Genomic DNA, 24,283 nt, shown 5'->3' on the forward strand with positions numbered 1-24,283 from the left:
ACTCTTTTCCTATAATGCTTTATGTAAAGAAATCACATTAGGAGGTGAGTAATGAGCGATTCTGTAGATAGACTTTACTTGGAAGAGCGTAGGCTTGTTAGAAGATACGGTCCGGTAAAATCCGTGCTTTTAAATAGTTTGTTCATCTTTGTGATCTTTTACGTATCATGGTGGATATTTCAAGATCCAAGAGGACTAATGAGGATGTATACCCCTTATGTAGGGTATATGTGGTGCAGATGGCTACTTGTTGTTATGATATGGGTTGCCTATCTGTTTGATTTTTGGCCTTTTAAAAAGGAGTGGCTATATAAGGCAAATCCTATCAAAAAGGGAATAATTTTTACGATAATCGTATTTTTTACCTTTTTTGTATTTTTAAAAGTATTTTTCGAATTTATTATGGGTGAGCTTGCAATATCCTATTTTAGCCCAAGACGTCTTGCGGAACTTGGTATAACTGATTTTTACGCATTAGAGTATGCGGCTCAAGCGATATTGATGTTTGCCGCTATTGCATCTTGGATTGGACCATCTTGGGTTGTGGCATCGGAAAACTCGCCATGGGAGAGGCTAAAGCAGCCTGTAAAAGGTTTTAGTGTATTTGTTTTGACCTTTTTGATGAGTTTTATAGTATATTTTGTATTTTTCCACTCTCAGATGGGAATTTTATTTGATCCTTGGCAAAAATACACCTCTATTACTCCTCCATGGTGGCACAATTTTGCCGATACGGTGCATGGAAATTTTAATATCGCATGGATTATGTGTTGTACCGTTATGGTGTGGGTATATGAGACTATTTGGGAGAGATATCCTTTTAATCTAATTAGAACTGATTGGATGAGAAGAACGGCGGCTTTTATAGGCATTATCGCTATGGCATTTTGTATAGCTTTTTTCTTTTATTACCTTCAAGAGTTAATTTGGGGCGAGCATATTAGGGGTGACAGAAGGCTTTATGCGCCTGATTGGAGATGGCTACATGTGGGTGAGATAGCGATATTCTGGCTAGTTCCGGTGCTGTTTTTAAAATTTTATTGCAATAATGGAGTTAATCAGTTTTCAAAGCCCGTAAATATCTTATTGAGAACAATGATTACGATAGTTGCGGCAGTGATACTTTATTATGTATACTATCAAATTTCACACTTTCTTTTAGGAACTCAAAAAGGATTTTCGCATCCGCAACAATTCCCGATGATTCCTATGATATGGTTTATTAATGTGATGCTGATAAACTACTGGTTTATGGATGGATGGCCGGGATGGAAGCTTGATGGAAAACGCGAAGAAGAAAAAGAGCATCTTGATGACTTTGGCAATAAAAATGCGCTTCTGGGCATGCTAATAGGCGTAATTATAGGTGCGATAATATACTTTATAGTGGTATTTTTAGCGCCTACTGTGGGCAATATGCTTACTATATTTAAATAAAGGATATTCTATGACAAATGAAGCTAGAAGAGATTTTATAAAAGGCGGTGCAGCAGGTATTGGGCTGGGAGCGCTTGCGTCTATGGGTATATTTTCATACTCTCCGGCAAGAGCTCTTTTTATGCCTGATGAGGTAAGAAAGATGAAGGATTTTGGTGCGATAAAAAGTGTAGAGGTTACAAATATATCTGAAACCAGCTGGTTTGATAACTCCGCTTTGATGGGAGATATAAAGGGTGCCGGAGGGCTTTTAGTAGATCAATATCTCTTTAACTGGCCTCCTTTTGGTAATGGCAAAGGGCTTGCAAAAGGAAGCTATAAAGAGGGAATGGAAAAGATTAAGCATCTATTGCCTGATAAGGTAGATGAGGCTTGGGAGGTTACTAAAGCCCTATCTGTTAATCCTGATAATGCGGGCGGATACGCAGCATTAATCGAGATAGAGCGACTAAATGGCGAAAAGAAAAAATACTTGCTAGATTGTGGCTGGTCATATAAATGGATGCATGAATGTTTTAAAAGAGAGGGTATAGACAAGATGCTCTCATCCGGAGAGATTGATACTCTCATCCTATCTCATGAGCACTTTGACCACTTCTGGGGGTTGCCTGTAGTATTGAAATACAAGCCTGATATTAAAATTATTATCCATGAGGGATTTTATCCAGAAGGCAGACAATATATCAAAGATTCAGGCCACAAGGGCGAACTTGTAGTGTTTAAAAAAGGAAGAAACGAGATAGAGCCTGGAGTTTGTACGTTTTGTTATGATTGTCCTATCATTAGCCGTGTATTTGGTGAGCAGTCAATCTTCGTAAATGTTCAAGATAAAGGCCTTGTAAGTATCACCGGATGTTGCCATCAGGGTATTATTACATTCTCCGATTCTGCGTATAAAGAGCTAAAATATGACAATGATCAGATGTATGGGATTTACGGCGGACTTCATATATCTCCTTTTGACGACTGGGATCCAAAGTATGATGACTTGGTTATCGGACTTAAAAAATGGGATTATCAGGTCATGGCTTGCAACCACTGCACAGGGCTTTTGACTGTTCAGAAATTTGCAAGAGAAGGTTATCCTATAGTAAGAGGAACGGCCAGATTTAGAACCAAGACAACTGATTATCTAGGCAATGGAGACAAGGTTAAATTTGGATAGCGAAATGGACTTAAAGGATATATGCCCGATTAAATTTAATTACGAGTTTGATGATTATAGGATGCTTATGAGAAGCATCCTAATAAAATCTTTGTATGATAGTCAGATTAAAGCGTTAAGCCGTTATAAAGGTATGCATAAAAGCAACTATTTTAACGAGTGCTGGACTATGAAATTTGGCTTTTCTGAAGGGGTTTATGGGCTTATATTATCAGAAGTAAAAAATGGTGAGGCAATTTTTGTGCTCTACTATTTTTCTTCTTGCTCTGAGAATCTTTTAGATAATAACTCTCTTTTTGAGGCTATGGTTGCCTCAAAAGAGGGTTATGCAGAGAAAATTAGAAATTTCTCCTCTTATAAAGAGCTTTTTAATAATTTTATTATCGCTAAAATTTATGTTAAAGTTGAAAATGAGGGAATATTTTTATCTTTAAGGACTAAATTAAAAGATAGAATATACTCAAAAGATGGGGTTGTTATAGACGGCAAACAGGTTATAAAAGAGGGTGAAATAGATAAAAATTTCCCATCTTTTAGGGCCTCTCTTGCTTTCGTAAATTTTATGCATTTAGCAATATCTGGGATATATGAGCCAGATTTTAACTCACTTAAAATATATAAAAAAGATGGCGAGGCTATATGCTATAGTAACTCTTTGGAATTAAATACCAAAAAAGATATATTTTCTAGTGAAATTCATATAAATATGCTTTATGGAAAATCTGATAAAAACTATCTTTTTGATGAGAGCGGATTTAAAATTTTAAAAAATAACTCTTATATGTATAAATTTTTAATAAATTTAAAAAAAGAGAGCAAAAATTTAGCGCTATCGACTCAAAAAGATAGGGCGAATTTTTTTATAATCACCGGCTTTCTTGGCTCTGGAAAGACTAAATTCCTTCAAAATTTCATAGAGCATGAAACGGCTCAAAATAGATTTACCGGAGTTATTCAAAACGAAATTGGCAAGATCGGGCTTGATGGACAACTAGTTGATGCCAATTATGCGACCATTGAGATAGATGAAGGATGCGTGTGCTGCTCTATGGCTGGACAGATAAAGATGGCAGTAGCTAAACTAAATGAAAAAAATCCCGATACCATACTACTTGAAACAACCGGAGTAGCGAATCCTTTTAACCTGTTAAGCGAGTTAAACGAGATAAAAGATATTGTAAATTTATGCTCTATCGTTACAGTAGTGGACGGAGCTAATTTTTTAAGAGAGTATAAGAGGTCAAAGATAGTGCTGGAGCAGGTTAAAGCCGCTGATGTAATATTGCTAAACAAGATAGATCTTATAACTTCTGGCGAAAAAGATAAAATTTTGCAAATTTTAACTAAAAACAATAGATGCGCAGAGATTTTTGAAACTATAAATTCTGAATTAAATCCCAATTTTCTACTCTACAACCAAAGCCAAACATCATATATAGCCTCTTTGATGATTGAAGGTAAAATACACGCCACTCATTTAAATGAGGGCATAGTTTCTTTTAAAAAAGATTTAAGAGAGTATATAGATAAAGAAAGATTTATAAATTATATTAAACAGCTTCCGGAAAATTTTTTAAGAATAAAGGGTGTGGTCTCTTTTGAAAATGATGAGGCTCAATATGTGTTTCAATTTGTAAATGGTAAATTTGACATAACTATTTTTGATAGAGAGAAGAGATGCGATAATTTTTTAGTATTTATTGGAAGAGAGATAGAGGAGGATTTCTATTTTCCTAAAGAATTTTATAAAATTTCTTACTATTAGTCTTTTTAAATTTAAAAAGTATTACAAAATAACAGAAAATTAATTAAATTTTTTAAATTTTAAGGTTAAAATACCATGATTATTTTAACTTAAGGAATTTAAAATGAGAAAATTTTTAGGTTCAGTATTCTGTGCAATCTCTTTAATGGCAATGCCTCAAGATGCCGAGCATACTCCAGAACAGATAGCAAAAAACATAGAGATTGAAATTTCAGCCCATCTACCTAAAAAAATAGATGAGCATATAACATTTAAAAACATTAAAGCATTCGGAAGCAAAATAACATACAGCTACGAGATTCACGATACCGCAAGCGTTAAATTTTCTCAATTTTCATGGCAAAAGATCGATGATATGAAAAAAACATATCACGAAAGAGTGTTGAAATCAGCATGCGAAAAAGAGGATACAAGAGCCATACTAAATACCGGTGTTGTTATGGAGTATAGATACACTCTTGATAGTGGCAAATTCTTCTTTCAATTTAGCCTAAGCAAGGATGAGTGCGAGAAATCAGGTCTGTAAATAAATTTAGTAGAGAATTTCTCTACTAAATTGTATTTTTTAGTTCTTCAAGTCTAGCTATGCGATCCTCTGTTCTTGGATGTGTTCTAAATAATGTATTAATCGTATTTTTCACACTTCCAAATGGATTTATTATAAACATATGAGCGCTTTGAGGATCCGCATTTCTCATCATATAGTTTTTTGCGTAGTTATCAAGCTTTCTTAGTGCACTTGCCAGCCACTCCGGGCGACCTGTAAGTAGTGCCGCGCCTTTATCTGCTTTATACTCCCTTTCTCTTGAAATAGCCATCTGTATTACGGTAGCGGCTATTGGAATAATTACTGCTAGTAGGATCATTAAAACCCCATTTGAGCGGTTTTGACTACTGCTATTTCCGGCAACGGCGCCAAATTTGGCAAAATTTGCAAGTATTGCGATGGCTCCCGCAATTACTGCAGCTATTGAGCCTGTTAGTATATCATAGTGGCGCACATGACAAAGCTCATGGGCCAGCACCCCTTCTATCTCATCTTTATTTAGTAGATTTAAAAGTCCTTCAGTTACGGCAACGGCGGCATTTTTTGGGTTTCTGCCTGTTGCGAAAGCGTTTGGAACTTGCTCTGGTATTATATAAACCTTTGGCATAGGTAGATTGGCTTTTTTTGTTAGACGAGCAACTATTTCAAATAGCCCTTTAGCATCGTTTTCATGCACTTCAATCGCCTTGTAATGTCTTAACACTAACTTGTCGCTAAAAAAATATGAGAAGAAATTCATCCCCAGAGCGATTAAAAAGGCCATAATCATGCCTTCTTGACCGCCAATCATTCCGCCTACGGCTATAAAAAGTAGCATCAACCCTGTCATTAAAAATACGGTTTTAAAAATCTCCATCTTTGATCCCTTGTTTGAAAATCGCCGCATCTACACCCAGTTCACAAAGCTCTTTAATTTCGGCTTGACTCTCTATGATAACGCAAATTTGAGAGTCAAAAAGATAGTTTTGTGCGATTTTAGCGGCCTCTTTGGCAAGCTCTTTTGGAGTGATTATATATTTTGCTCCGCAAGCGTTTGCTATTACGACCTGCACTATATCATCTGTTTTTAAACTAAAATTCGCACCAATTTTAATAGCTTTAGCTATCATGGTCTCTTGATAACTAAATAAATTTTGTCTATTGCCCCTTATATCGCTCTCTTTTTTACAATAAAATAGCGGTTCATACGGCACAAGAGAGTGCCCTATAATTTTCATTTATAATCCCTCACACAATCTTTGCATATATATTTTGTACTACTTAAAATAGCCTCTTTGGCTTCTACGAATGTGCCGCATTTGCTACACTCTACAAAGTTTTCTATCTCTTTTACATCCTTCTTTTTTGTATGTTTTTTTCTACTTTTGAAAAAAACTATATAAATTACAATTAAAACCACTATAAAAACTAAAATTTTAGCCACGATATCCACCTATTAATACGTAATTTCTATTTTTAAAGTTATAAATTTTTGCATCTATGCCCGATATTTCATCTTTTGCTCCGCTGCCTTTGTATAGCAAAATTTGTGTCTTTTCATCATGAAAACCTTTACAAATTTTTAAAAGATCCTTTGTTTTCATGAGAGCTCTAGAGGTAATAAGATCGGCTATAAAAGGCGAAGAGAGTTCAATTTTTTCGCTCTTTACGTTTAAATTTTCTAAATTCATCTCAGCCTTTACATAGCTTAAAAATGATGATTTTTTTAAATTTGGCTCAAATAGAGTCCAGCTGCAATCTTTTAAAATAAAGGCTAAAAATATAGCCGGAAATCCTGCTCCGCTACCTACATCTATCGCAGTTTTTGGATAATATTCTAGAAATTCCAAAGGCCTTATACTATCATCCACTATTTCACTTATGTTTTTATAATTTGTTAGATTATGCACTCTGTTAAATTTTCTTAAAATTTCGCTAAATTTCTCTACTTTTTCATTAAAATCTGAGGGCTTATCAATTTTCATCAAGCATATGTCCCATTTGCTCTTTTTTTATCTTTAGATACTCCTCGTTAAATTTATTCGCGTGTATTATGATAGGTACGCGTGCTACGACTTCCACGCATTTTAAGCCCATTAGCTTTTGAGGATTATTTGTAAGCAAATTTATCTTGGCTATTCCAAAATCTTTTAGGATAAAATCAACTATCTCATAAGTCCTCTCATCAGCCTTAAATCCCAGCTGGTGATTTGCTTCGATAGTATCAAGCCCCTTGTCTTGCAAATTATATGCGTTTACTTTGTTTAAAAGACCAATATTTCGCCCTTCTTGACGTAGATAGATGACCATGCCAGTATGCTCTTCGATATATTTTAAGCTCGCTTCAAGCTGATCGCGACAATCGCATTTCAAGCTTCCTATCGCATCACCAGTTAGACATTCTGAGTGAATTCTTACATTAACTACATCGCCAAAAGGCTTTTTAAATATCACCAAATGCTCTTTTTCACCTTCTTTAAAAGCTTTTATCTCAAACATCCCGAAACGTGACGGCAAATTTGCCACGTTAGATAACTTTATATTCATAAATTTTTAACTCCTAATATGCTACACTTATAAGTTAGCATTGTATCAAAGTAAAAGGAAAAATATGTTTAAACGCTTTAGAAGACTAAGGATAAACCCTTATATTAGGGATTTGGTACGCGAAAATCAGTTGAGTGTAAATGATTTTATCTATCCTCTTTTTGTAGTTGAAGGAAAAGGGATAAAAAAAGACACAAGTTCGATGCCTAGTGTATTTCAGATGAGTTTGGATGAAATTTTAAAAGAGTGTTCGGAAGTTGTAAATTTAGGCATAAAATCGATTATTTTATTTGGAATCCCAAGTGTAAAAGATAGCATAGGAAGTGATGCTTTATCAGATGACGGCATCATTGCAACCTCTCTTAGAGCGATAAAGGATAAATTTCCAAATTTAGTCGTAGTCACTGATCTTTGTTTTTGCGAATATACCGATCACGGACACTGCGGAATTTTAGATCACGTTCATGAAACTATAGATAACGACGCTACACTTGAAATCTCAGCAAAACAAGCGATAATACATGCTAAAAATGGAGCCGATATCATAGCTCCAAGTGGCATGATGGACGGTATCATTACAACTCTTCGCAGTGCGCTTGATGAGAGTGGATTTGAAAATTTGCCTATCATGGCGTACTCGACCAAATTTGCTTCTGCTTATTATGGACCGTTTCGCGATGTAGCCGAGAGCACTCCAAGCTTTGGCGATAGAAGAAGCTATCAAATGGATCCTGCAAATCGTTTGGAAGCTATAAACGAGAGTTTAGAGGATGAGGTGCAGGGTGCTGATATTTTGATGGTAAAACCGGCGCTTGCATATCTTGATATTATAAGAGAGTTAAGAAATTCGACAATGCTTCCTGTATGCGCTTATAACGTTAGTGGCGAGTATGCACTATTAAAAGCAGGTGCTAAAGCCGGAGTGATTGACTATGATCGTGTGATGATGGAAACTCTTGTAGGATTTAAAAGAGCTGGGGCAAATCTTATCATAAGTTACCATGCGAAGGAAGCTGCTGAAATTTTAAGAAAAGAGAGATAAATGAGACATTTTTTGACACTTAATGATTTTAGCAAGGATGAAATTTTAAATATCATTAAGTTGGCTCGCGAGATAAAAAAAGAGGCTAAGCAAAAAGATTATAAGCCATATCTTAAAGAGCAGACACTAGCCATGATATTTGAAAAAAGCTCCACTAGGACTAGGGTAAGCTTTGAAGTAGGGATGCATCAACTTGGAGGCAAGGCTTTGTTTTTAAGCTCAAATGACCTTCAAATAGGAAGAGGTGAGCCTATAAAGGATACTGCAAGGGTCATAAGCAGAATGGTTGATATGGCTATGCTTAGAGTAAATCGTCACGAGACACTGGAGGAATTTGCCAAATTTAGCCTTGTGCCTGTTATAAACGGACTTAGCGATAAATTTCATCCTGTTCAACTAATGGCTGATTATTTGACAATGCTTGAGTTTGCAAGCGGAGATAAGATAGCTTATGTCGGCGATGGAAACAATATGGCTCACTCTTGGCTGATGCTTGCTAGCAAGCTAGGGCTTGAGCTTTGTATAGCCACTCCAAATGGATATGAGGTCGATGGGCAAATTTTAAAGCAAGCGTTTAAAAATGCAGAAATTTCTGGAGCCAAAATTTATATTACAAATGATATTAAAGAAGCCGTGTCAAATGTCGATGTAGTTACGACAGATACGTGGGTTTCAATGGGTCAAGAGGCGGAAAAAGAGAAGCGCTTAAGAGATTTTGATGGATATTGTGTGGATGAGAATTTGATGAAGTTAGCCAAAAAAGATTCGATTTTCCTTCATTGTCTTCCTGCTTATAGGGGGTATGAAATAAGTGAGGCAGTATTTGAAGCGCATGCGGATGAAATTTTTGTTGAAGCCGAAAATAGACTACATGCGCAAAAGGGTGTTATGGTCTGGCTTGACAAAAACAAAGGAAATTAATGAGCGAAAAGAAAAATTTGCAAGATACTTATAAAAAAATAGATGAGATAAGCGATGAGCTCGGTATAAAAGATGACGAAAAGACTATTTTTGAAATAGTTCCCACAAGCGATCCAAATCAGATGAGCCTAAGCCTAAAAAGCGGTTCTTGGGGCGGTGTTGAACCCTGGTTTGGGATAGATGAAAATCAAAATTTACATACGATGGTCTCTATAAAATCACTTTCTGAGCTTATATCGGCTTACCGTAGAGTGCAAAAGGAAAATTTCGAGCTTAAGCTTGAAAAAACCATTTGGCAAAATATACCTGTAGATTTCAGCGATGTATGGGTTGTAGCCATGGATGAAATTCGTAAAATTGCGCTTAGAGAGCATGGCAAGAAAAATATAAATGTAAATTTAGAAAATTTAGTAAAAAATATAAAAAAAGAGCATCCTAATTTGTTTATAGAGATGGAGGATTTAATGGAAAGTAGAGGGCATAAGGCAAATGATTGATTTTGATGCATATGTGAAATATTCACGTCCAGGACCAAGGTATACAAGCTATCCTACTGCGCCTGAATTTAGTGCAAAATTTAGCTATGAAGATTATTTAAATGAGCTTAAAAATCGTGATTTCTCACGCCCGCTTTCGATTTACGTTCACTTGCCGTTTTGTAGAAGTGCCTGTTATTTTTGTGGCTGTAACGTAATTTATACAAGCAAAGAGGATAAAAAAGAGCGATATATCGAGTATCTTAAAAAAGAGCTTGATATTTTGGCATCAAATTTAGATACTAAAGCTGAAGTCTTGCAGATGCATTTTGGAGGTGGAACTCCTACTTTTTATAACGCAGAGCAGCTTGATAGGATAATTTGTGCGATAAAAGCTAAATTTCCAAATTTTTCAAAGTTTGCAGAGGTTAGCTGCGAGATAGATCCTAGATTTTTAACCGAGGAGCAGCTTGATGTGCTAATCTCTCACGGATTTAATCGCATTAGCTACGGTGTACAAGATTTTGATGAAAAAGTGCAGAAAGAAATCCACCGAATTCAGCCTTATGATATCACTCAAGATGCCATAGATATGGCACGCACAAAAGGCATAAATTCTATTAATATGGATTTGATTTACGGACTTCCTTATCAGAGCTTAGAAAGCTTTAAAGAGACTTTAAATAAGGCTTTAACGCTTAGTCCGGACCGTCTCGCGGTATTTAATTATGCGCATGTTCCATGGATTAAAAAATCCATGCGTAAATTTGATGAGGCTACTCTTCCAAGTCCAAAGGTAAAGCTTGAAATTTTAAAATATACGGCTGAATTTTTTGTAAAGAATGGCTATAAAATGATCGGCATGGATCACTTTGCAAAGCCTGATGATGAGCTTTTTGTAGCTCTTGCAAATGGAACTCTTCATAGAAATTTCCAAGGCTATACGACTAAAGGAGGAGCCGATCTGATAGGAATAGGCGTTACAAGCATAGGCGAAGGAAGACGCCACTATGCGCAAAATCATAAGGATATGGATGAGTATGAAAAATCGCTTGATAATGGTATTTTGCCATATTCAAAAGGAATTTATTTAAGTGATGATGATCTACTTAGAAAGGCTGTGATAATGAGCCTTATGAGTAATTTTGCCCTTGATATTAAAGCTATAGAATCGGAATTTAATGTAAATTTCTTTGAATATTTTAAAGATGATTTGGCGGAGCTGAAGGGACTTAGTGAATTTGTATCCGTAACTCCTGAAAAAATAACCGTAAATGAAACAGGAACGCTTATAATTCGTAACATAGCCATGTGTTTTGATGCCTATTTAAAGAAAATTCCTGAAAATTTAAGACGTTTTTCAAAGACTGTATGATGTATAAATTTAGTGAAATCGCAGATAAGTGCGTAAAGTGTGGTAAGTGTATTCAGGTGTGTACTATACACAACGTAAATAGCGATGAGGTTACATCTCCACGCGGATTTTTGGATCTGCTTGGAGCTTATGAAAGAGGCGAGCTTGAGCTTGATAAAAACGCTAAAAATATCTTTGAAAGCTGTTTTTTATGCACTAATTGCGTTGATGTTTGCCCAAATTCGCTTAGGGTTGATACGGCTATAGAAAATGTGCGCAGAAATTTAGCGCAGAAATTTGGCATAGCTTGGTATAAAAAGATGTTTTTCTGGCTACTTAGACATCGCTTTATTATGGATATCTGTGCTAGGCTTGGATATGTATTTCAAAGTTGTGCGTTTAAGATAAAAGAGGGCACAATGACTCCTAGGTTTAGCCTTCCTATAGTAAAAAAAGAGAGATTGTTTCCGACTGCTAAAGGAAAGAGCTTTTTAAACTCTCATCCTGAATTTATAGATAACGGCGGTGAAAAAACAATAGGAATATTTATAGGATGTATGGGAAACTATGCGTATACGAGCATCGGTGAGAGTTTGTTAAAGATAGCAAAAGAGTTAAAGCTTAATGTTCATATGATGAAAAAACAGGCCTGTTGCGGTGCACCGGCTTATTTTACAGGCGATTTTGATACGGTTGATTTTTTAGCTAAAAGAAATATTGAGTATTTTGAGAGTTTAAGCGATAAGCTCGATGCTATAATTATCCCAGAAGCAACTTGTTCTGCGATGGTTAAAGTTGATTACGAACATTTTTTCCATAATGATGAGTATTGGAGAGATAGAGCTAAAAAAATTAGCGAAAAAATTTTTCTAGCTACTGAATATCTTGAAAAATATACGAATTTGGCCGAAATTTTAGCTTTAAAGGGCAAAAAACTAGAGTCAATTACCTATCATGACGCCTGTCACGCAAGAAAAATGCAAGGAGTTTATAAAGAGCCCCGTAAACTTTTGGCGCAAAATTACGATATAGTAGAAATGAGTGATCCAAATGAGTGTTGTGGGTTTGGCGGAGTAACAATGCAGGCTGAAAAATATCACCTGAGTCGTTCGGCCGGGCAGAGGAAGGCCGCAATGGTAGATGCCGTGAATGTAAAATTTGTAAGTGCTGAATGTAGTGCATGCAAGATGCAAATTTCAAATGCACTTCACATACATGGATCAAATGTAAAATTTGAAAATCCTATAGATTTGATAGCGGCAAATTTATGAAATTTACAATCAAATTAAAAATTTAATTGATAGATTATTACGATGATATATTAAATTTTGTTTTTTTGTAGTATAATAATTGGGCTATTGCGAGATTAAAGAATTTATTGAAAGGATGTTTATTATGAAAAACATAGTTGTTATTAGCATGTTAGCTGCTACAAGTATATTATTCGCACAAGATATGTCTTATAGAATATATATGAGTACTGTTAGTGAAGCTATGGGCGAAAAGCAGATAAATAGAGCTTTAAAAAAAGTAAGAAGTGAAATTTCGAGTGACTCTAGACTTGATGCTGATATTTATTTAGACAAAGGATATAGGGTTTTGTATGTAGATACTGCACCGGTTTCTAAAGAAGAGGCCAGTGAGATACTTTCTCAAATTAAGAAAATTCCTGGCTATGAAGGCTCTTTGATGAAGAGAAAAACTGAGCAGAGTGCTAGCTCGTTGGTTGTAAAAAATGTCTCTAAAGATGTTGTATCAAAAGAAGTAAAAATGGATACTTCTGGAGAGAAAGAGAGCATTATCGCTCATAATATTGTTGAGAAAAAAGTTGAGGAGCCAGTTTTTAAAAACGATAATAATTTAAATAGCTTAACGAATGTGGATAAACAAAATGTTGCTATTAATGAAGTTATAACTTTAAGTCAGGCTATAAAAACTATTTTAGAAGAAAATCCTGGATTTAAAGAGACTGAATTTGCATATATGCAAGTAGGCAAGGATTTAAATATTGCAAATAATGCTTACTATCCTACCCTTGATCTGTATGGAACTTATGGATACGCAAAAGAAAAAACTGATGACGGAAGAGTTGTTCAGACAGGTAAGGGCAAAAAGGCTACGGCCGGAGTAACTTTTGTAGAAAATATATATAATGGCGGAGCCGATAGGAATAGGATTATTTCTCAAAGTCATAGACTTGATGCTGCTGCATATAGCGTAGTTCAAAGGGCGGACAGACTGTCCTTGCAACTAGTTAACTCATATCTTGAAGTTATTAAAAATAAAGAATTGCTTAATATTTCAAAAGCTAATGTAAAAACCCATGAAGAAATTTATGCTCAGATAAAAGATAGAACAGATTCCGGATTTGCTAGAGGATCTGAAGAGAGACAAGCCGGTTCTCGTCTAACATTAGCACAAGCTAACTTGGTGGCTCAAGAGAATAACTATTATGATGCTTTAAGCACATTTGAAAAGCTCTATGGAAAAAGAGTTGAGGCTGAAAATTTAACTCTACCTAATTTTGATTTACCGCTTCCAATTGCTGAATATGTGGTATATGAAAAGGCTATGAGATGTAATCCTACCGTTCTTTTAGAAATGTCTAATATCAAGATGAATGAATCTGTGGTAAATGAAAAAAAGGCTCCTTTTAGACCTAGACTTGATTTTGAGGCATCTGCAGCTTATGAGAGAAATGATGTATTTTATGATGATTATAAAAAAGAGCAATATGACGCATTGTTAAGATTAAAATATAACCTTTATAATAAAAATATAGATAAACTTGAAAAAGAAAAAAGCAAGCTGGCTGTTACAGAGTCTATGCATAGCATGGAAAATGTCAAAAGAGATCTATCTGAGAGCTTGAAATTTTCATGGCAAACATATATTTTGAATCAAAAAAAGATGGAGTATCTTGAAAGACACGTTGCGTATTCTAAAGATACTCTTGACTCATATAGAGATGAATTTAGAATAGGCAGAAGAGATCTAATTAATTTACTTGACGCAGAGAGCGAGTATAATAATGCTCTTACAGAGATAATTAATACTAAAAATGCACTTTTATATTCTAAATATAGACTTCTTGATAATATGGGTATGCTTACTGATAGCTTTGAACCAGGATTTTCAAAGAGGTATATTCAAGGCGCTTGCAGTATAGATAGCGACCTTAAATAAGTACTGAAATGATCGCCCGTATAAATACGGACAAAACTATACTTATGGCACTCTTTATGAGTGCCTTTTTTTTATTTTTTCTTTTTGCAGAAAATGAATTTATAAAAGCTTCCACATATGAAAAAATTGCTAAAATTTATGGCGAGAATGCTAAAAAAAGAGTAATAGGATTAAATAAGCTAATGGTGAGTTTGCAAAACTCTAGTGAGCAAGAGAAGCTTTTGAAGGTCAATGACTATTTTAATCTTCTTACCTGGAAGGAAGACCAAGATGTGTGGGGAAAGAAAGACTATTGGGCTACCAGAATGGAATTTTTGGGTAAGGGCGCAGGAGATTGTGAGGATTTCGTAACTGCTAAATATTTTACATTAAAGCAACTTGGCATATCTACCGAAAAGCTCTATTTTACATACGTAAAAGCCGTTGAATACAATCAAGCTCATATGGTTTTATCATATTATGACACTCCAAAATCAATACCGCTTATCTTAGATAATATAAATCCCAAAATAAGAGTTGCTACACAGAGAAAAGATCTTGTTCCTGTCTATAGTTTTAACGGTGATTCCTTGTTTTTGTCTAAGCAGGAGGGTTTGGGGCAAGCAATTCCAGGGGGAAATAAAAAACAAAATCCAAAATGGTTAAATTTGGTGGATAGAATGAAAGAGGATGGATAATGACACTTTTTAAACAGATTATGATTGCAATTATGTCTTTTGGATTGGCTATATTTATAGCTGTTGGTATATTAAATTTCACCACTATAAATAATTACATATCATCACAGCTTAGTGCAAATGCAAGACATACAGCAAATTCGCTTGGTCTTGCGATTAAAACAGTGGCCGATTTAAACGATGTTTCAACTATAGAAGCCATGGTTAATTCAATGTTTGATAGCGGTTATTACTCTATGATAAAACTTGTAGATGTTGATGGCAACTCTCTTGTTGAAAATACTCAAGAGACTGTGGTAGAAGGTGTTCCAAGCTGGTTTGTTAAGAATATAAAATTAAGCGCCCCTATAGAGAGTAGTGAAATTATGGACGGATGGTCGAAATTTGGCACTCTTTATGTTCAAAGCAATACTGGCATAGCATACTATGAGTTATATACTATATTAAAAAATGTATTTTATATACTAACTGTTATATCTATAATAGCTCTTTTTGTAAGTTATTTTGGAATAAAATTTATTTTTATACCTCTTAAGAAAGTTCAGATTCAAGCTGAGGCTATTTTAGGAAACCGATTTATAATTCAGGATAAAATTCCATTTACTGTTGATGTTAGGCGTATAGTTTTGGCAATGAATAGTATGGTAGGTAAGGTTAAAGATATTTTTGAACAGAGTGCGAAAACTCTTAGTAAATACGAGGATTTACTTTATAAAGATGATCAGACGGGACTGTTTAATAGAAGGTATTTTCAGAATAAATTTGATGATTATCTATCAAGCGAAGAGTATTCGAGTGGCTCAGTTATGATGGTGTCTTGTAAGGAATTGGATAAACTTAAAAAAGATTTAGGTTTTGAAAAGTGGAATAATTTAGTCGTCTCTATAGCAAATTCTATCAGTAGTCATACATCTGGCATGCTATGTTCAAGGCTTAATGATAACGATTTTATAGTCATAGCACCGAGTGTTACATCATCAAGATTATTCCATATCGGAGAAAACACTCTCTTGCAGATAAAAGAGATATTTGAAAAAATTGACTTGAAAAACGACGATTGTTTTGTTAATAGTTCCGTAGTAGAGTATTCTTATGATAGTAAGTTAAAAAATATAATGATTATATCCGATATAACCATATTAAGAGCCAAGGAGATTGGAAACTTTAAAATCAAAGTTTACGATGAGGGTTCTGAAATATTACTTGGTAAAGAACAATATAGGCAACTTATAATAGACTCTATTGAAAACAATATGTTTAAATTTGCAGGACAAAAAGTAGTTTCTGTTATAAAAGAGATTGAGCATCATGAGCTATTTTTAAGGCTTGTTGATAAAGACGGTAGGTGGCAGATGGCAAGTTATTTTATGCCTATGGTAAATGAGTTAAATTTTGCAGCAAAGATAGATTTGTATGTTTTAAATAAAGTTGTAAATATGTTTAAAGAAAAAACATTGCCACAAGGTGCCATATCTATAAATTTAGGAAAAGAAGTATTAACATCTACTTATTATTTTTCAGAAATTGAAGCAGCATTTAGACAAATTAGACAAAACGCAACCGGCAAAGTTTATATAGAGATACCAAATAAAGATGAGCTGGATACTTCTATACTTATCAATTTACATAGAAAACTTCTTGAATTCGGCATAGGCCTTGGATTCGACCATTTTGGATTTGATGCTAAAAGTATAGAGAGAATTAGAGAAATTACTCCTGATTATGTTAAAATTCCAGCCAGAGACTTGATAGATTTCTTTGGTGAGAGTAGTTCCGAACAAAAGCACTCTTTTGATACAATGATGAGGAGTAAAGATATTAATATCATAGCCATAAGCGTAGAGAGCAAGAAGCAAAAAGAGAAGCTGGAGTCCCTTGGTATTGTTTCAATGCAAGGAATGTTTATAGAAGAGACAAAAAATATTGGATAATAAAAATGCAAGAAAAAGTTAAAAACGATGAGCTTTTGGATTGTTTAGTAATTTTTACTAAGCTTCACAATAATCCATATACGGCAGATGCTTTAATTACTGGATTGCCCGTAAATGAAAATGAAAGCGTAGAGCTTTTTTCGTTAAACGGTTCAAAATCTCTTTTTACAAGAGCCGCTAAAAGAGCAGGATTTATATCTACTCTTGCCAATAAGGAAATAGACGAAATTTCCCCTCTTGTGCTACCATGCATTTTGATTTTAAGAGGCAAAAAAGCTTGTATTTTAGAGAGTTTTGAAGACAAGAATCATGCTAAAATCATAACTCCAGATATGCCAAACGGCTCGAATATAGTAGAGATAAGCAAGCTTAAAGAAGAGTATCTTGGCTATACTTATCTTCTAAAGCGTGAATTTATACCAGAAGAAAGCAATAATTATCTTATAGATAGTAAGTCTGAACATTGGTTTTGGGGCACTTTAAAGCGTTCTAAAAAAATTTATATAGATGTATTAATCGCCAGTATTGTTGTAAATTTATTTGTTTTAGCAAGTCCGCTTTTTACTATGAATGTATATGATAGAGTTGTTCCAAATAATGCTGTAGAGACTTTATGGGTACTAGCTCTAGGAGTAGGTTTTGTGTATATAGTGGATCTATTCTTAAAATTTACTAGAACTTATTTTCTTGATATTGCTGGTAAAAAGAGCGATATTATTATGAGCTCTTTGCTCTTTGAGAGAGTTATGGATATCAAGCTATCTGTTAAACCAAAATCGGTAGGTTCGTTTGCCAATAATCTTAGAGAATTTGATACTGTTAGAAACTTTTTTACATCCAGTACTTTAGTTGTTTTGGTTGATCTTCCGTTCTCTATTCTGTTTCTTTTGGTTATATATTTCTTGTCTGGAGCAATGGTTCTTGTTCCTATGGTTTTTATAGTACTTATTATAATATATACTTTTTTGATAAAAGATCCTCTTCAAAATAGTATTAAGAGTACTTTTGAGGCAAGCGCAAAGAAAAATGGAATACTTATCGAGACTCTAAATGGACTCGAAACAATTAAGACAATGGGCGCTACCGGTCATGCTCAATGGAATTGGGAAGAGGCTACAGGAGAGATAGCCAATAAGAGTATAAAATCAAAGCTTATATCTGCCTCCATTGGTACTGTAACCTCTTTTTTGGTACAGTTAAATACTGTAGCGGTAGTAGTGCTTGGCGTTTATATGATACAGGATATGAAGCTTACTATGGGTGGCCTTATAGCAGCTGTTATGTTATCATCTCGCGCGATAGCTCCTATGGGGCAAGTGGCTTCGCTATTAGCTAATTTCGAGCAGACCAAAACAGCATATGAAAGTTTAAAAAATATCATGAATTTGCCTGTTGAGCGACCTGATGGCAAAAAATTTATTAGAAGAAATACTTTTGATGGTAAGATTGAGTTTAAAAATGTTAGTTTTTCTTATCCCGAGAGTACAAAAAGTTCTCTTGACAGAGTAAATTTTGTAATTAATCCTGGAGAAAAAGTAGGAATTATAGGTAAAAATGGTTCCGGAAAAACTACTATACAAAAGCTAATTCTTGGGCTTTACTCTCCAACAGACGGCTCCGTGCTTATAGACGGAATTGATATAAATCAGATAGATCCTGCCGATTTGCGCCGAAATATTGGATATGTACCTCAAGATGTAATGCTTTTTAAAGGAACTGTTAGGGCAAATATAGTTTATAAGGCTCCTCATGTCGATGATATGCAGATAATAAAAGCAGCAAAAATAAGTGGAGTCGATGAATATGTGGACTCGCATCCTCTTGGATTTGATATGCCTGTGTTTGAAAGAGGCGAGGGTATTAGTGGTGGTCAACGTCAAGCTATAGCAGTGGCAAGAGCTTTTTTGCTTGATAGCCCGATTATACTTCTCGATGAGCCTACAAATTCTCTTGATAGTAGTGTTGAGGCTAAACTTAAAAATAACCTTAAATACAATACTAAAAATAAAACTATGATACTAATAACACACAAAACATCACTTCTTGATCTTGTCGATAGATTAATAGTAGTGGATGGCGGTAAAATTTTACTTGACGGAACAAAAGAAGATGTGTTGGCAAAGCTTAGCGGGAAGTAGGTAGTATTATGAGCAAAGAGTTAAAAGAAAACTTAAAACGCCAAGAGGATATTGGTAAAAATTTAAATGATTCCGTGGATAATATTAAAAGGATTATCCAATCAAAAGAATATGATGCTTACGATTTAAGGTTTATGTCCAGCTTGTCTGAGGCGGTACTAGCAAAGGCTCCATCAACTTCAAGAAAAATTTTATATATTATTTTTATAACCGTTGCTTTTCTTGTAGGCTGGGCATCATTTGCCGAGATTGATGAGATTACAAGAGGCACTGGCAAGATCATTCCATCGGGCAAAAACCAGATAGTGCAAAATTTAGAAGGCGGTATTATAGAAGAAATTTTTGTCCACATGGGAGATGAGGTTAAGAAAGGTCAAATTTTGATAAAAATAGACAATAAAACCTTTTCGAGTAGCTATGGAGAGTCAAAGTTAAGACTTGATGAGCTTCAAGCAAAATATTTAAGGCTTGATGCCGAAGCTAATGACAAGGAATTTGACTACAATACAACAATGGATGATCAGATGAGGCAATCTGTTGCTTTTGAAAAGAGTCTTTTTGAAACTAATAAGGCTAGATTAAGAGAGCAGGTTAATATATTTGAAGAGCAGATTAAACAGCGACAAAGCGAGCTTAGAGAGCTTAGAAATAAAATTTCTCAGACCCAAAATAGTTATAATCTAATGCTTAAAGAGAAGCAGATAACTGAACCTCTTTTTAGAAAAGGGCTTGTAAGTGAGGTTGAATATTTGCAGCTTCAAAGAAGAGTGAACGATTTACAAGGCGATCTAAATGCGGCTACCTTATCTGTTCCTAGAATAGAATCAACAATAAAAGAGGTTGAAAATAAAGTAACGGAGGCGAGGCTTGCTTTTAAAAATAATGCAAAAAGAGAGCTTAATGAAGTTTCTGCTGAAATTTCAAGACTAAACGAGAGTCAGATTAATTTAAGTGACAAAGTTGAAAGGACTCTTGTAAGATCTCCGGTTGATGGAATTGTTAGTAAGCTAATGGTGAATACTGTTTCTGGTGTTATAAAGCCTGGTATGGACATAGCGGAAATTGTACCCAATGAAGACACCTTGATAGCCGAAGTTAAAGTAAGACCAGCTGATGTTGCATTTTTAAGACCTGGACTTGAATCTATCGTAAAGCTTACAGCTTATGATTTTTCTATATATGGAGGTCTTAAGGGGCAGGTAACTCAGATAAGCGCTGACACCGAGACAAATGAAAAAAGTGGAGAAAGCTACTATCTAGTTAGAATAGAGACACAAAAAAACTATCTTGGAAGTGAAGAAAAACCGCTTCGTATCAAAGTGGGTATGGTGGCTAGTGCGGATATTATAACAGGTAAAAAGACTGTGCTTGATTATCTATTAAAACCTATTCTAAAAGCCAAACAAAATGCTTTAAGAGAGAGATGATGCTAGAACAATCCGCTTTTTTAATAGAAGAGAGCGATAGTATATCTGGCGTTACCCATAAAACTACAGCCGATAAGGCTATTTATAGTGGTAAATTTAGCGAATATATAGTAACAAAATCCAAGCTTATAAAAGAGAGCTTGGTTGTAACAGATATGTTAAACGATAGAGATGGAGTTGATATTATAAATTCATCGATAAAAGAGCTGATCTTTAGTGATTGTGTTAAAAAATTTAGTGAAATTTGCTCAAATTTTATTGAGCTTAAAGAAGTTCAAGAATCAAATTTAGATAATCAATTCAAATTTTCGATTGCAGAAGAAGATAGTAAAAATTTTATATACAGATTTAAAGAGGCTATAGACATGCCTTTTGATAGCGTGAGAAGTATAAAGATTTTTATAAATGGTTATAATGAAATTTCAGAAAGTATAAATTTTGATTTGGATCTTTTGAGGGATGAAAGCCAGTATAAATATAAGATTACAAGTAATACTATTGAAATTATAATATTGACCAATTTGACTGCAAGTTTGACAAAGGAGTTTTTAAAAACTTTTACTTATAAAAAGATGAATTCAAATTGTAGCGAGATAAAAGAGATTTATATAATTATTAATGATATTTTAATTTATAAGACAGAGATTGAAATTTAAAAAAGAGTTTAAGTGAAAATTCTATTATACACTTCAAGCAATACGCTTGCTAACGAGCTGAAGAGTAAATTAAAAGAGCATGAAATTTCTCTTATTTCATCAAATTCTAGAATTTTAGAAAAGATAATAGAGGGCGAATTTGACCTCGTATTGTTTGATGCATATAGCAATTCCAAAGAGACAATTCACGATATCTTAGCCATTAATCCAGATACAAAGATATTGGTTTTATCTCGTGATCCAAATTTTACCGAAGGCAGGGGGTATCTTGTTCTTGGCGTAAAAGGCTATGCCAACGCCCATATGCAAGAAGTGCACATTAATGATGCTATAAACAGCATAGTAGATGGAAATATTTGGCTATATCCTGAATTTATTCAAAGCATGATAGTTGTAATGACCAAAGAGAGCCCTGCTGTAAAAAGTACCGATGTGCTTGAAAAACTAACCGTAAAAGAGAGAGACATAGCAAATTTTATATATAATGGTCTTACTAACCAAGAGATAGCTGATGTTTCAAATATTACCCTAAGAACTGTGAAGGCTCATATCTCCTCAATTTTTGAAAAGACAGGCGTAAAAGATAGAGTAAATTTAGTGCTTTTAATGAGAAGTAACCAATAATTTAAATTTAAGGTCTGTATTTTTATAAAAACCTTGACTTTAAAAAAAAATTGAGCTATAATTCAGGCTTCACAAATCAGATGCTGGTGTAGCTCAGTTGGTAGAGCAACTGCCTTGTAAGCAGTAGGTCGGCGGTTCAAATCCGTTCACCAGCTCCATTTTTGTAACAGTGTTTGACCAGAAATACCAAGTGCATTTATTAATGTTAAAATAGGGTGAGATACTCAAGCGGCCAACGAGGGCAGACTGTAAATCTGCTGACTATGTCTTCCGTGGTTCGAATCCACGTCTCACCACCATGCTACGTGCGGGAGTAGCTCAGTTGGCTAGAGCATCAGCCTTCCAAGCTGAGGGTCGCGGGTTCGAGTCCCGTTTCCCGCTCCATGAGAATTTGGAACTAAACTGGGAGCTGTAAATATTTTTATACATTAATATTACAGACTACAAGTTTATTTTCATATAGTTGTTTATAATTGTTTTAGGTTTTAATTTTTATCTAGTGCCAAGCGTTTTGTAACGCTCATATGGCTCAGAGGTAGAGCACTTCCTTGGTAAGGAAGAGGTCGCGGGTTCAAGTCCCGCTATGAGCTCCACGAGTTTTTAATACTAAAGATAATAAAAAGCACCAAAACAATTATAAATTTTTTAGTTTTAAAGTCATAAATATCACTACGGAGGAAGAGATGGCAAAAGAGAAATTTTCACGTAACAAGCCACACGTAAATATAGGTACTATTGGTCACGTTGACCATGGTAAAACAACTTTGACAGCTGCGATTTCTGCTGTTCTTTCAAGAAAAGGTCTTGCTGAGCTTAAAGATTATGATAATATCGATAATGCTCCAGAAGAGAAAGAGCGCGGTATTACTATTGCAACTTCACACATTGAGTATGAGACAGAAAATCGCCACTATGCTCACGTAGACTGCCCAGGCCACGCCGACTATGTTAAAAACATGATTACAGGTGCTGCACAAATGGACGGTGCGATTCTAGTTGTTTCTGCGGCGGACGGCCCAATGCCACAAACAAGAGAGCACATTCTTCTATCGCGCCAAGTTGGTGTTCCATATATTGTTGTTTTCATGAACAAAGCTGATATGGTTGATGACGCTGAGCTTCTTGAGCTAGTTGAAATGGAAATCAGAGAGCTTTTAAACGAATATAACTTCCCTGGTGATGACACTCCTATTATAGCCGGTTCTGCTCTTCAGGCTCTTAACGAGGCTAAAGCAGGCACAGAGGGTGAGTGGTCAGCAAAAGTTATGGAGCTTATGGCTGCAGTTGATAGCTATATCCCAACTCCAACTCGTGCAACAGATAAAGACTTCTTAATGCCAATCGAGGACGTGTTCTCAATTTCTGGTCGTGGAACAGTTGTTACAGGTAGAATTGAAAAAGGTCTTGTAAAAGTTGGTGACACAATCGAGATTGTTGGTATCAGAGATACTCAAACAACAACGGTTACCGGTGTTGAGATGTTTAGAAAAGAGATGGATCAAGGTGAAGCTGGAGACAACGTTGGTGTCCTTCTAAGAGGTACTAAAAAAGAAGACGTTGAGCGTGGTATGGTTCTATGCAAGCCAAAATCAATCACTCCACATACAAAATTTGAGGGTGAAGTTTATATCCTTACAAAAGAGGAAGGTGGTCGCCATACTCCATTCTTTAATAACTATAGACCACAATTTTATGTAAGAACAACTGACGTTACAGGCTCTATAGCTCTTCCTGAAGGAACAGAGATGGTTATGCCTGGTGACAACCTAAAAATTACAGTTGAGCTTATAGCACCTGTTGCTCTTGAAGAGGGAACACGTTTTGCGATCCGTGAGGGTGGTAGAACAGTTGGCTCTGGTGTTGTTTCTAAAATATTAGCATAATTTAATATTTTTTATTTTTAGCGGAGATTTTCATCTCCGCTTTTTAGAAGGAAATTTATGGCAAAAAATAATAGTAGAGTAAAAGTAGGTCTTAAATGTTCTGAGTCTGGTGATATAAATTACACTACGACAAAAAATAGCAAGACAACTACTGAAAAGCTAGAGATTAAAAAATATTGTCCAAGATTAAAAAAACATACAGTTCATAAAGAAGTAAAGTTAAAGAGCTAAATAAAAGGCTAACGCATTAGGGCAATAGCTCCAACGGTAGAGCGCTGGATTCCAAATCCAATGGTTGGGGGTTCGAATCCCTCTTGCCCTGCCATCAAAGGTTGAAAATGGAAAAACTAATAAACTATTTTAAGCTCTCTCGAGCAGAGATAATGAAGGTTATTTATCCTACGAAAGAGCAAGTTAGAAATGCATTTATAACAGTTTTTGCTGTTGTGGCTGTTATTTCACTTTTTCTAGCAATTGTTGATGTAGTAATGTCTTACTCTCTTTCAAAGTTAATTTAAATTAAGGTAT

General features: G+C 34.9%; 24 protein-coding genes and 5 tRNA genes. 24 read left to right on the forward strand and 5 right to left on the reverse strand.

The window, feature by feature from the left end:
- Nucleotides 1–51: 51 nt before the first annotated feature.
- The 4 genes from CDOM16189_RS02255 to CDOM16189_RS02270 all read left to right on the forward strand — a co-directional run bounded on the left by CDOM16189_RS02255 (nt 52) and on the right by CDOM16189_RS02270 (nt 4,893).
- Nucleotides 52–1,437 (forward strand): hypothetical protein, encoded by a 1,386-nt coding sequence (locus CDOM16189_RS02255; RefSeq protein ID WP_169974451.1) that lies wholly within the window; start codon nt 52–54, stop codon nt 1,435–1,437.
- A 10-nt stretch (nt 1,438–1,447) separates the two neighbouring features.
- The gene (locus CDOM16189_RS02260; protein ID WP_169974449.1) at nt 1,448–2,602 is read left to right on the forward strand and encodes an MBL fold metallo-hydrolase; all 1,155 of its coding nucleotides are present in this window, start codon (nt 1,448–1,450) and stop codon (nt 2,600–2,602) included.
- Nucleotides 2,577–4,367, forward strand: coding sequence for a CobW family GTP-binding protein (locus tag CDOM16189_RS02265; RefSeq protein WP_169974447.1), 1,791 nt, complete (start codon nt 2,577–2,579; stop codon nt 4,365–4,367). The genes CDOM16189_RS02260 and CDOM16189_RS02265 overlap by 26 nt, the downstream gene beginning before the upstream one ends.
- A 103-nt stretch (nt 4,368–4,470) precedes the next feature.
- Nucleotides 4,471–4,893, forward strand: a complete 423-nt coding sequence (locus CDOM16189_RS02270) for a hypothetical protein (RefSeq protein WP_169974445.1) — start codon at nt 4,471–4,473, stop codon at nt 4,891–4,893.
- A 25-nt stretch (nt 4,894–4,918) separates the two neighbouring features.
- On the opposite strand, the gene htpX is transcribed toward CDOM16189_RS02270, so the two are convergent.
- Genes htpX through ribA form a run of 5 tightly spaced genes read right to left on the reverse strand, consistent with a single transcriptional unit; the run spans nt 4,919 to nt 7,440 of the window.
- Nucleotides 4,919–5,770 carry a zinc metalloprotease HtpX gene (htpX, locus tag CDOM16189_RS02275; RefSeq protein ID WP_169974443.1) on the reverse strand — a complete coding sequence of 284 codons (852 nt, stop codon included), beginning with the start codon at nt 5,768–5,770 and terminating at the stop codon, nt 4,919–4,921.
- Complete coding sequence (locus tag CDOM16189_RS02280) at nt 5,757–6,131, reverse strand: hypothetical protein (protein ID WP_169974440.1); 375 nt, start codon at nt 6,129–6,131, stop codon at nt 5,757–5,759. Before CDOM16189_RS02280 ends, htpX begins: the two co-directional genes overlap by 14 nt.
- Entirely contained in the window at nt 6,128–6,337 is a 210-nt protein-coding gene (locus tag CDOM16189_RS02285; RefSeq protein WP_169974438.1) for a PP0621 family protein, read from the reverse strand. The genes CDOM16189_RS02280 and CDOM16189_RS02285 overlap by 4 nt, the downstream gene beginning before the upstream one ends.
- The gene (rsmG, locus tag CDOM16189_RS02290; protein ID WP_169974436.1) at nt 6,330–6,878 is read right to left on the reverse strand and encodes a 16S rRNA (guanine(527)-N(7))-methyltransferase RsmG; all 549 of its coding nucleotides are present in this window, start codon (nt 6,876–6,878) and stop codon (nt 6,330–6,332) included. Before rsmG ends, CDOM16189_RS02285 begins: the two co-directional genes overlap by 8 nt.
- On the reverse strand, nt 6,868–7,440 hold the full coding sequence (gene ribA / locus CDOM16189_RS02295) for a GTP cyclohydrolase II (protein WP_169974434.1): 573 nt from the start codon (nt 7,438–7,440) through the stop codon (nt 6,868–6,870). Before ribA ends, rsmG begins: the two co-directional genes overlap by 11 nt.
- A gap of 64 nt (nt 7,441–7,504) precedes the next feature.
- Between ribA and hemB the strand changes: the two genes are divergently transcribed.
- The 20 genes from hemB (at nt 7,505) to secE (ending at nt 24,273) form a co-directional block, all read left to right on the forward strand.
- Complete coding sequence (gene hemB / locus CDOM16189_RS02300; RefSeq protein WP_169974432.1) at nt 7,505–8,482, forward strand: porphobilinogen synthase; 978 nt, start codon at nt 7,505–7,507, stop codon at nt 8,480–8,482.
- Entirely contained in the window at nt 8,483–9,403 is a 921-nt protein-coding gene (gene argF / locus CDOM16189_RS02305) for an ornithine carbamoyltransferase (protein WP_169974430.1), read from the forward strand.
- Complete coding sequence (locus CDOM16189_RS02310; protein ID WP_169974428.1) at nt 9,403–9,900, forward strand: DUF2603 domain-containing protein; 498 nt, start codon at nt 9,403–9,405, stop codon at nt 9,898–9,900. Before argF ends, CDOM16189_RS02310 begins: the two co-directional genes overlap by 1 nt.
- Nucleotides 9,893–11,254: an oxygen-independent coproporphyrinogen III oxidase gene (gene hemN / locus CDOM16189_RS02315; protein WP_169974426.1), complete on the forward strand. Its 1,362-nt coding sequence runs from the start codon at nt 9,893–9,895 to the stop codon at nt 11,252–11,254. The genes CDOM16189_RS02310 and hemN overlap by 8 nt, the downstream gene beginning before the upstream one ends.
- A complete protein-coding gene (locus CDOM16189_RS02320; protein ID WP_169974424.1) occupies nt 11,254–12,504 on the forward strand; it encodes a (Fe-S)-binding protein in 1,251 nt (416 codons plus the stop codon). Before hemN ends, CDOM16189_RS02320 begins: the two co-directional genes overlap by 1 nt.
- 124 nt (nt 12,505–12,628) lie before the next feature.
- Nucleotides 12,629–14,419: a TolC family protein gene (locus CDOM16189_RS02325; protein WP_169974422.1), complete on the forward strand. Its 1,791-nt coding sequence runs from the start codon at nt 12,629–12,631 to the stop codon at nt 14,417–14,419.
- 56 nt (nt 14,420–14,475) lie between these two features.
- Nucleotides 14,476–15,096 (forward strand): transglutaminase-like cysteine peptidase, encoded by a 621-nt coding sequence (locus tag CDOM16189_RS02330; RefSeq protein WP_169974497.1) that lies wholly within the window; start codon nt 14,476–14,478, stop codon nt 15,094–15,096.
- Nucleotides 15,096–17,027, forward strand: a complete 1,932-nt coding sequence (locus tag CDOM16189_RS02335; RefSeq protein WP_169974419.1) for a bifunctional diguanylate cyclase/phosphodiesterase — start codon at nt 15,096–15,098, stop codon at nt 17,025–17,027. Before CDOM16189_RS02330 ends, CDOM16189_RS02335 begins: the two co-directional genes overlap by 1 nt.
- 5 nt (nt 17,028–17,032) lie before the next feature.
- A complete protein-coding gene (locus CDOM16189_RS02340) occupies nt 17,033–19,165 on the forward strand; it encodes a type I secretion system permease/ATPase (RefSeq protein WP_169974417.1) in 2,133 nt (710 codons plus the stop codon).
- A gap of 8 nt (nt 19,166–19,173) precedes the next feature.
- Complete coding sequence (locus CDOM16189_RS02345; protein WP_169974415.1) at nt 19,174–20,592, forward strand: HlyD family type I secretion periplasmic adaptor subunit; 1,419 nt, start codon at nt 19,174–19,176, stop codon at nt 20,590–20,592.
- Nucleotides 20,592–21,248 carry a DUF5416 family protein gene (locus CDOM16189_RS02350; protein ID WP_170000711.1) on the forward strand — a complete coding sequence of 219 codons (657 nt, stop codon included), beginning with the start codon at nt 20,592–20,594 and terminating at the stop codon, nt 21,246–21,248. The genes CDOM16189_RS02345 and CDOM16189_RS02350 overlap by 1 nt, the downstream gene beginning before the upstream one ends.
- A gap of 12 nt (nt 21,249–21,260) precedes the next feature.
- Nucleotides 21,261–21,872, forward strand: coding sequence for a LuxR C-terminal-related transcriptional regulator (locus tag CDOM16189_RS10010; RefSeq protein WP_169974411.1), 612 nt, complete (start codon nt 21,261–21,263; stop codon nt 21,870–21,872).
- 82 nt (nt 21,873–21,954) lie between these two features.
- Nucleotides 21,955–22,030: transfer RNA gene (locus CDOM16189_RS02360), tRNA-Thr, on the forward strand.
- Nucleotides 22,031–22,086: 56 nt separating this feature from the next.
- A tRNA-Tyr gene (locus tag CDOM16189_RS02365) sits at nt 22,087–22,171 on the forward strand.
- Nucleotides 22,172–22,179: 8 nt separating this feature from the next.
- Nucleotides 22,180–22,256 (forward strand) — tRNA-Gly (locus CDOM16189_RS02370).
- Between the two features lie 134 nt (nt 22,257–22,390).
- Nucleotides 22,391–22,465, forward strand: a tRNA-Thr gene (locus tag CDOM16189_RS02375).
- 90 nt (nt 22,466–22,555) lie between these two features.
- The gene (gene tuf / locus CDOM16189_RS02380) at nt 22,556–23,755 is read left to right on the forward strand and encodes an elongation factor Tu (protein WP_169974409.1); all 1,200 of its coding nucleotides are present in this window, start codon (nt 22,556–22,558) and stop codon (nt 23,753–23,755) included.
- Nucleotides 23,756–23,812: 57 nt separating this feature from the next.
- A complete protein-coding gene (gene rpmG, locus CDOM16189_RS02385; RefSeq protein WP_169974407.1) occupies nt 23,813–23,986 on the forward strand; it encodes a 50S ribosomal protein L33 in 174 nt (57 codons plus the stop codon).
- Between the two features lie 18 nt (nt 23,987–24,004).
- Nucleotides 24,005–24,080 (forward strand) — tRNA-Trp (locus CDOM16189_RS02390).
- 13 nt (nt 24,081–24,093) lie between these two features.
- A complete protein-coding gene (gene secE, locus CDOM16189_RS02395) occupies nt 24,094–24,273 on the forward strand; it encodes a preprotein translocase subunit SecE (protein ID WP_169974405.1) in 180 nt (59 codons plus the stop codon).
- The last annotated feature ends 10 nt before the right edge of the window (nt 24,274–24,283 follow it).

The sequence above is a fragment of the Campylobacter sp. RM16189 genome (assembly GCF_012978815.1).
In the GTDB taxonomy this organism is placed as follows: Bacteria; Campylobacterota; Campylobacteria; order Campylobacterales; family Campylobacteraceae; genus Campylobacter_A.

Bases quoted from the DNA above. Each gene is read 5' to 3' on its own strand.
- CDOM16189_RS02320 (WP_169974424.1), top strand. From the start codon at position 11,254: ATGTATAAATTTAGTGAAATCGCAGATAAGTGCGTAAAGTGTGGTAAG.
- hemN (WP_169974426.1), top strand. From the start codon at position 9,893: ATGATTGATTTTGATGCATATGTGAAATATTCACGTCCAGGACCAAGG.
- rsmG (WP_169974436.1), bottom strand. From the start codon at position 6,878: ATGAAAATTGATAAGCCCTCAGATTTTAATGAAAAAGTAGAGAAATTT.
- CDOM16189_RS02255 (WP_169974451.1), top strand. From the start codon at position 52: ATGAGCGATTCTGTAGATAGACTTTACTTGGAAGAGCGTAGGCTTGTT.
- hemB (WP_169974432.1), top strand. From the start codon at position 7,505: ATGTTTAAACGCTTTAGAAGACTAAGGATAAACCCTTATATTAGGGAT.
- CDOM16189_RS02260 (WP_169974449.1), top strand. From the start codon at position 1,448: ATGACAAATGAAGCTAGAAGAGATTTTATAAAAGGCGGTGCAGCAGGT.
- tuf (WP_169974409.1), top strand. From the start codon at position 22,556: ATGGCAAAAGAGAAATTTTCACGTAACAAGCCACACGTAAATATAGGT.
- CDOM16189_RS02325 (WP_169974422.1), top strand. From the start codon at position 12,629: ATGAAAAACATAGTTGTTATTAGCATGTTAGCTGCTACAAGTATATTA.
- CDOM16189_RS02330 (WP_169974497.1), top strand. From the start codon at position 14,476: ATGAGTGCCTTTTTTTTATTTTTTCTTTTTGCAGAAAATGAATTTATA.
- secE (WP_169974405.1), top strand. From the start codon at position 24,094: ATGGAAAAACTAATAAACTATTTTAAGCTCTCTCGAGCAGAGATAATG.
- CDOM16189_RS02310 (WP_169974428.1), top strand. From the start codon at position 9,403: ATGAGCGAAAAGAAAAATTTGCAAGATACTTATAAAAAAATAGATGAG.
- CDOM16189_RS02335 (WP_169974419.1), top strand. From the start codon at position 15,096: ATGACACTTTTTAAACAGATTATGATTGCAATTATGTCTTTTGGATTG.
- CDOM16189_RS02340 (WP_169974417.1), top strand. From the start codon at position 17,033: ATGCAAGAAAAAGTTAAAAACGATGAGCTTTTGGATTGTTTAGTAATT.
- CDOM16189_RS02280 (WP_169974440.1), bottom strand. From the start codon at position 6,131: ATGAAAATTATAGGGCACTCTCTTGTGCCGTATGAACCGCTATTTTAT.
- rpmG (WP_169974407.1), top strand. From the start codon at position 23,813: ATGGCAAAAAATAATAGTAGAGTAAAAGTAGGTCTTAAATGTTCTGAG.
- CDOM16189_RS02350 (WP_170000711.1), top strand. From the start codon at position 20,592: ATGCTAGAACAATCCGCTTTTTTAATAGAAGAGAGCGATAGTATATCT.
- ribA (WP_169974434.1), bottom strand. From the start codon at position 7,440: ATGAATATAAAGTTATCTAACGTGGCAAATTTGCCGTCACGTTTCGGG.
- argF (WP_169974430.1), top strand. From the start codon at position 8,483: ATGAGACATTTTTTGACACTTAATGATTTTAGCAAGGATGAAATTTTA.
- CDOM16189_RS02270 (WP_169974445.1), top strand. From the start codon at position 4,471: ATGAGAAAATTTTTAGGTTCAGTATTCTGTGCAATCTCTTTAATGGCA.
- CDOM16189_RS02345 (WP_169974415.1), top strand. From the start codon at position 19,174: ATGAGCAAAGAGTTAAAAGAAAACTTAAAACGCCAAGAGGATATTGGT.
- CDOM16189_RS02265 (WP_169974447.1), top strand. From the start codon at position 2,577: ATGGAGACAAGGTTAAATTTGGATAGCGAAATGGACTTAAAGGATATA.
- htpX (WP_169974443.1), bottom strand. From the start codon at position 5,770: ATGGAGATTTTTAAAACCGTATTTTTAATGACAGGGTTGATGCTACTT.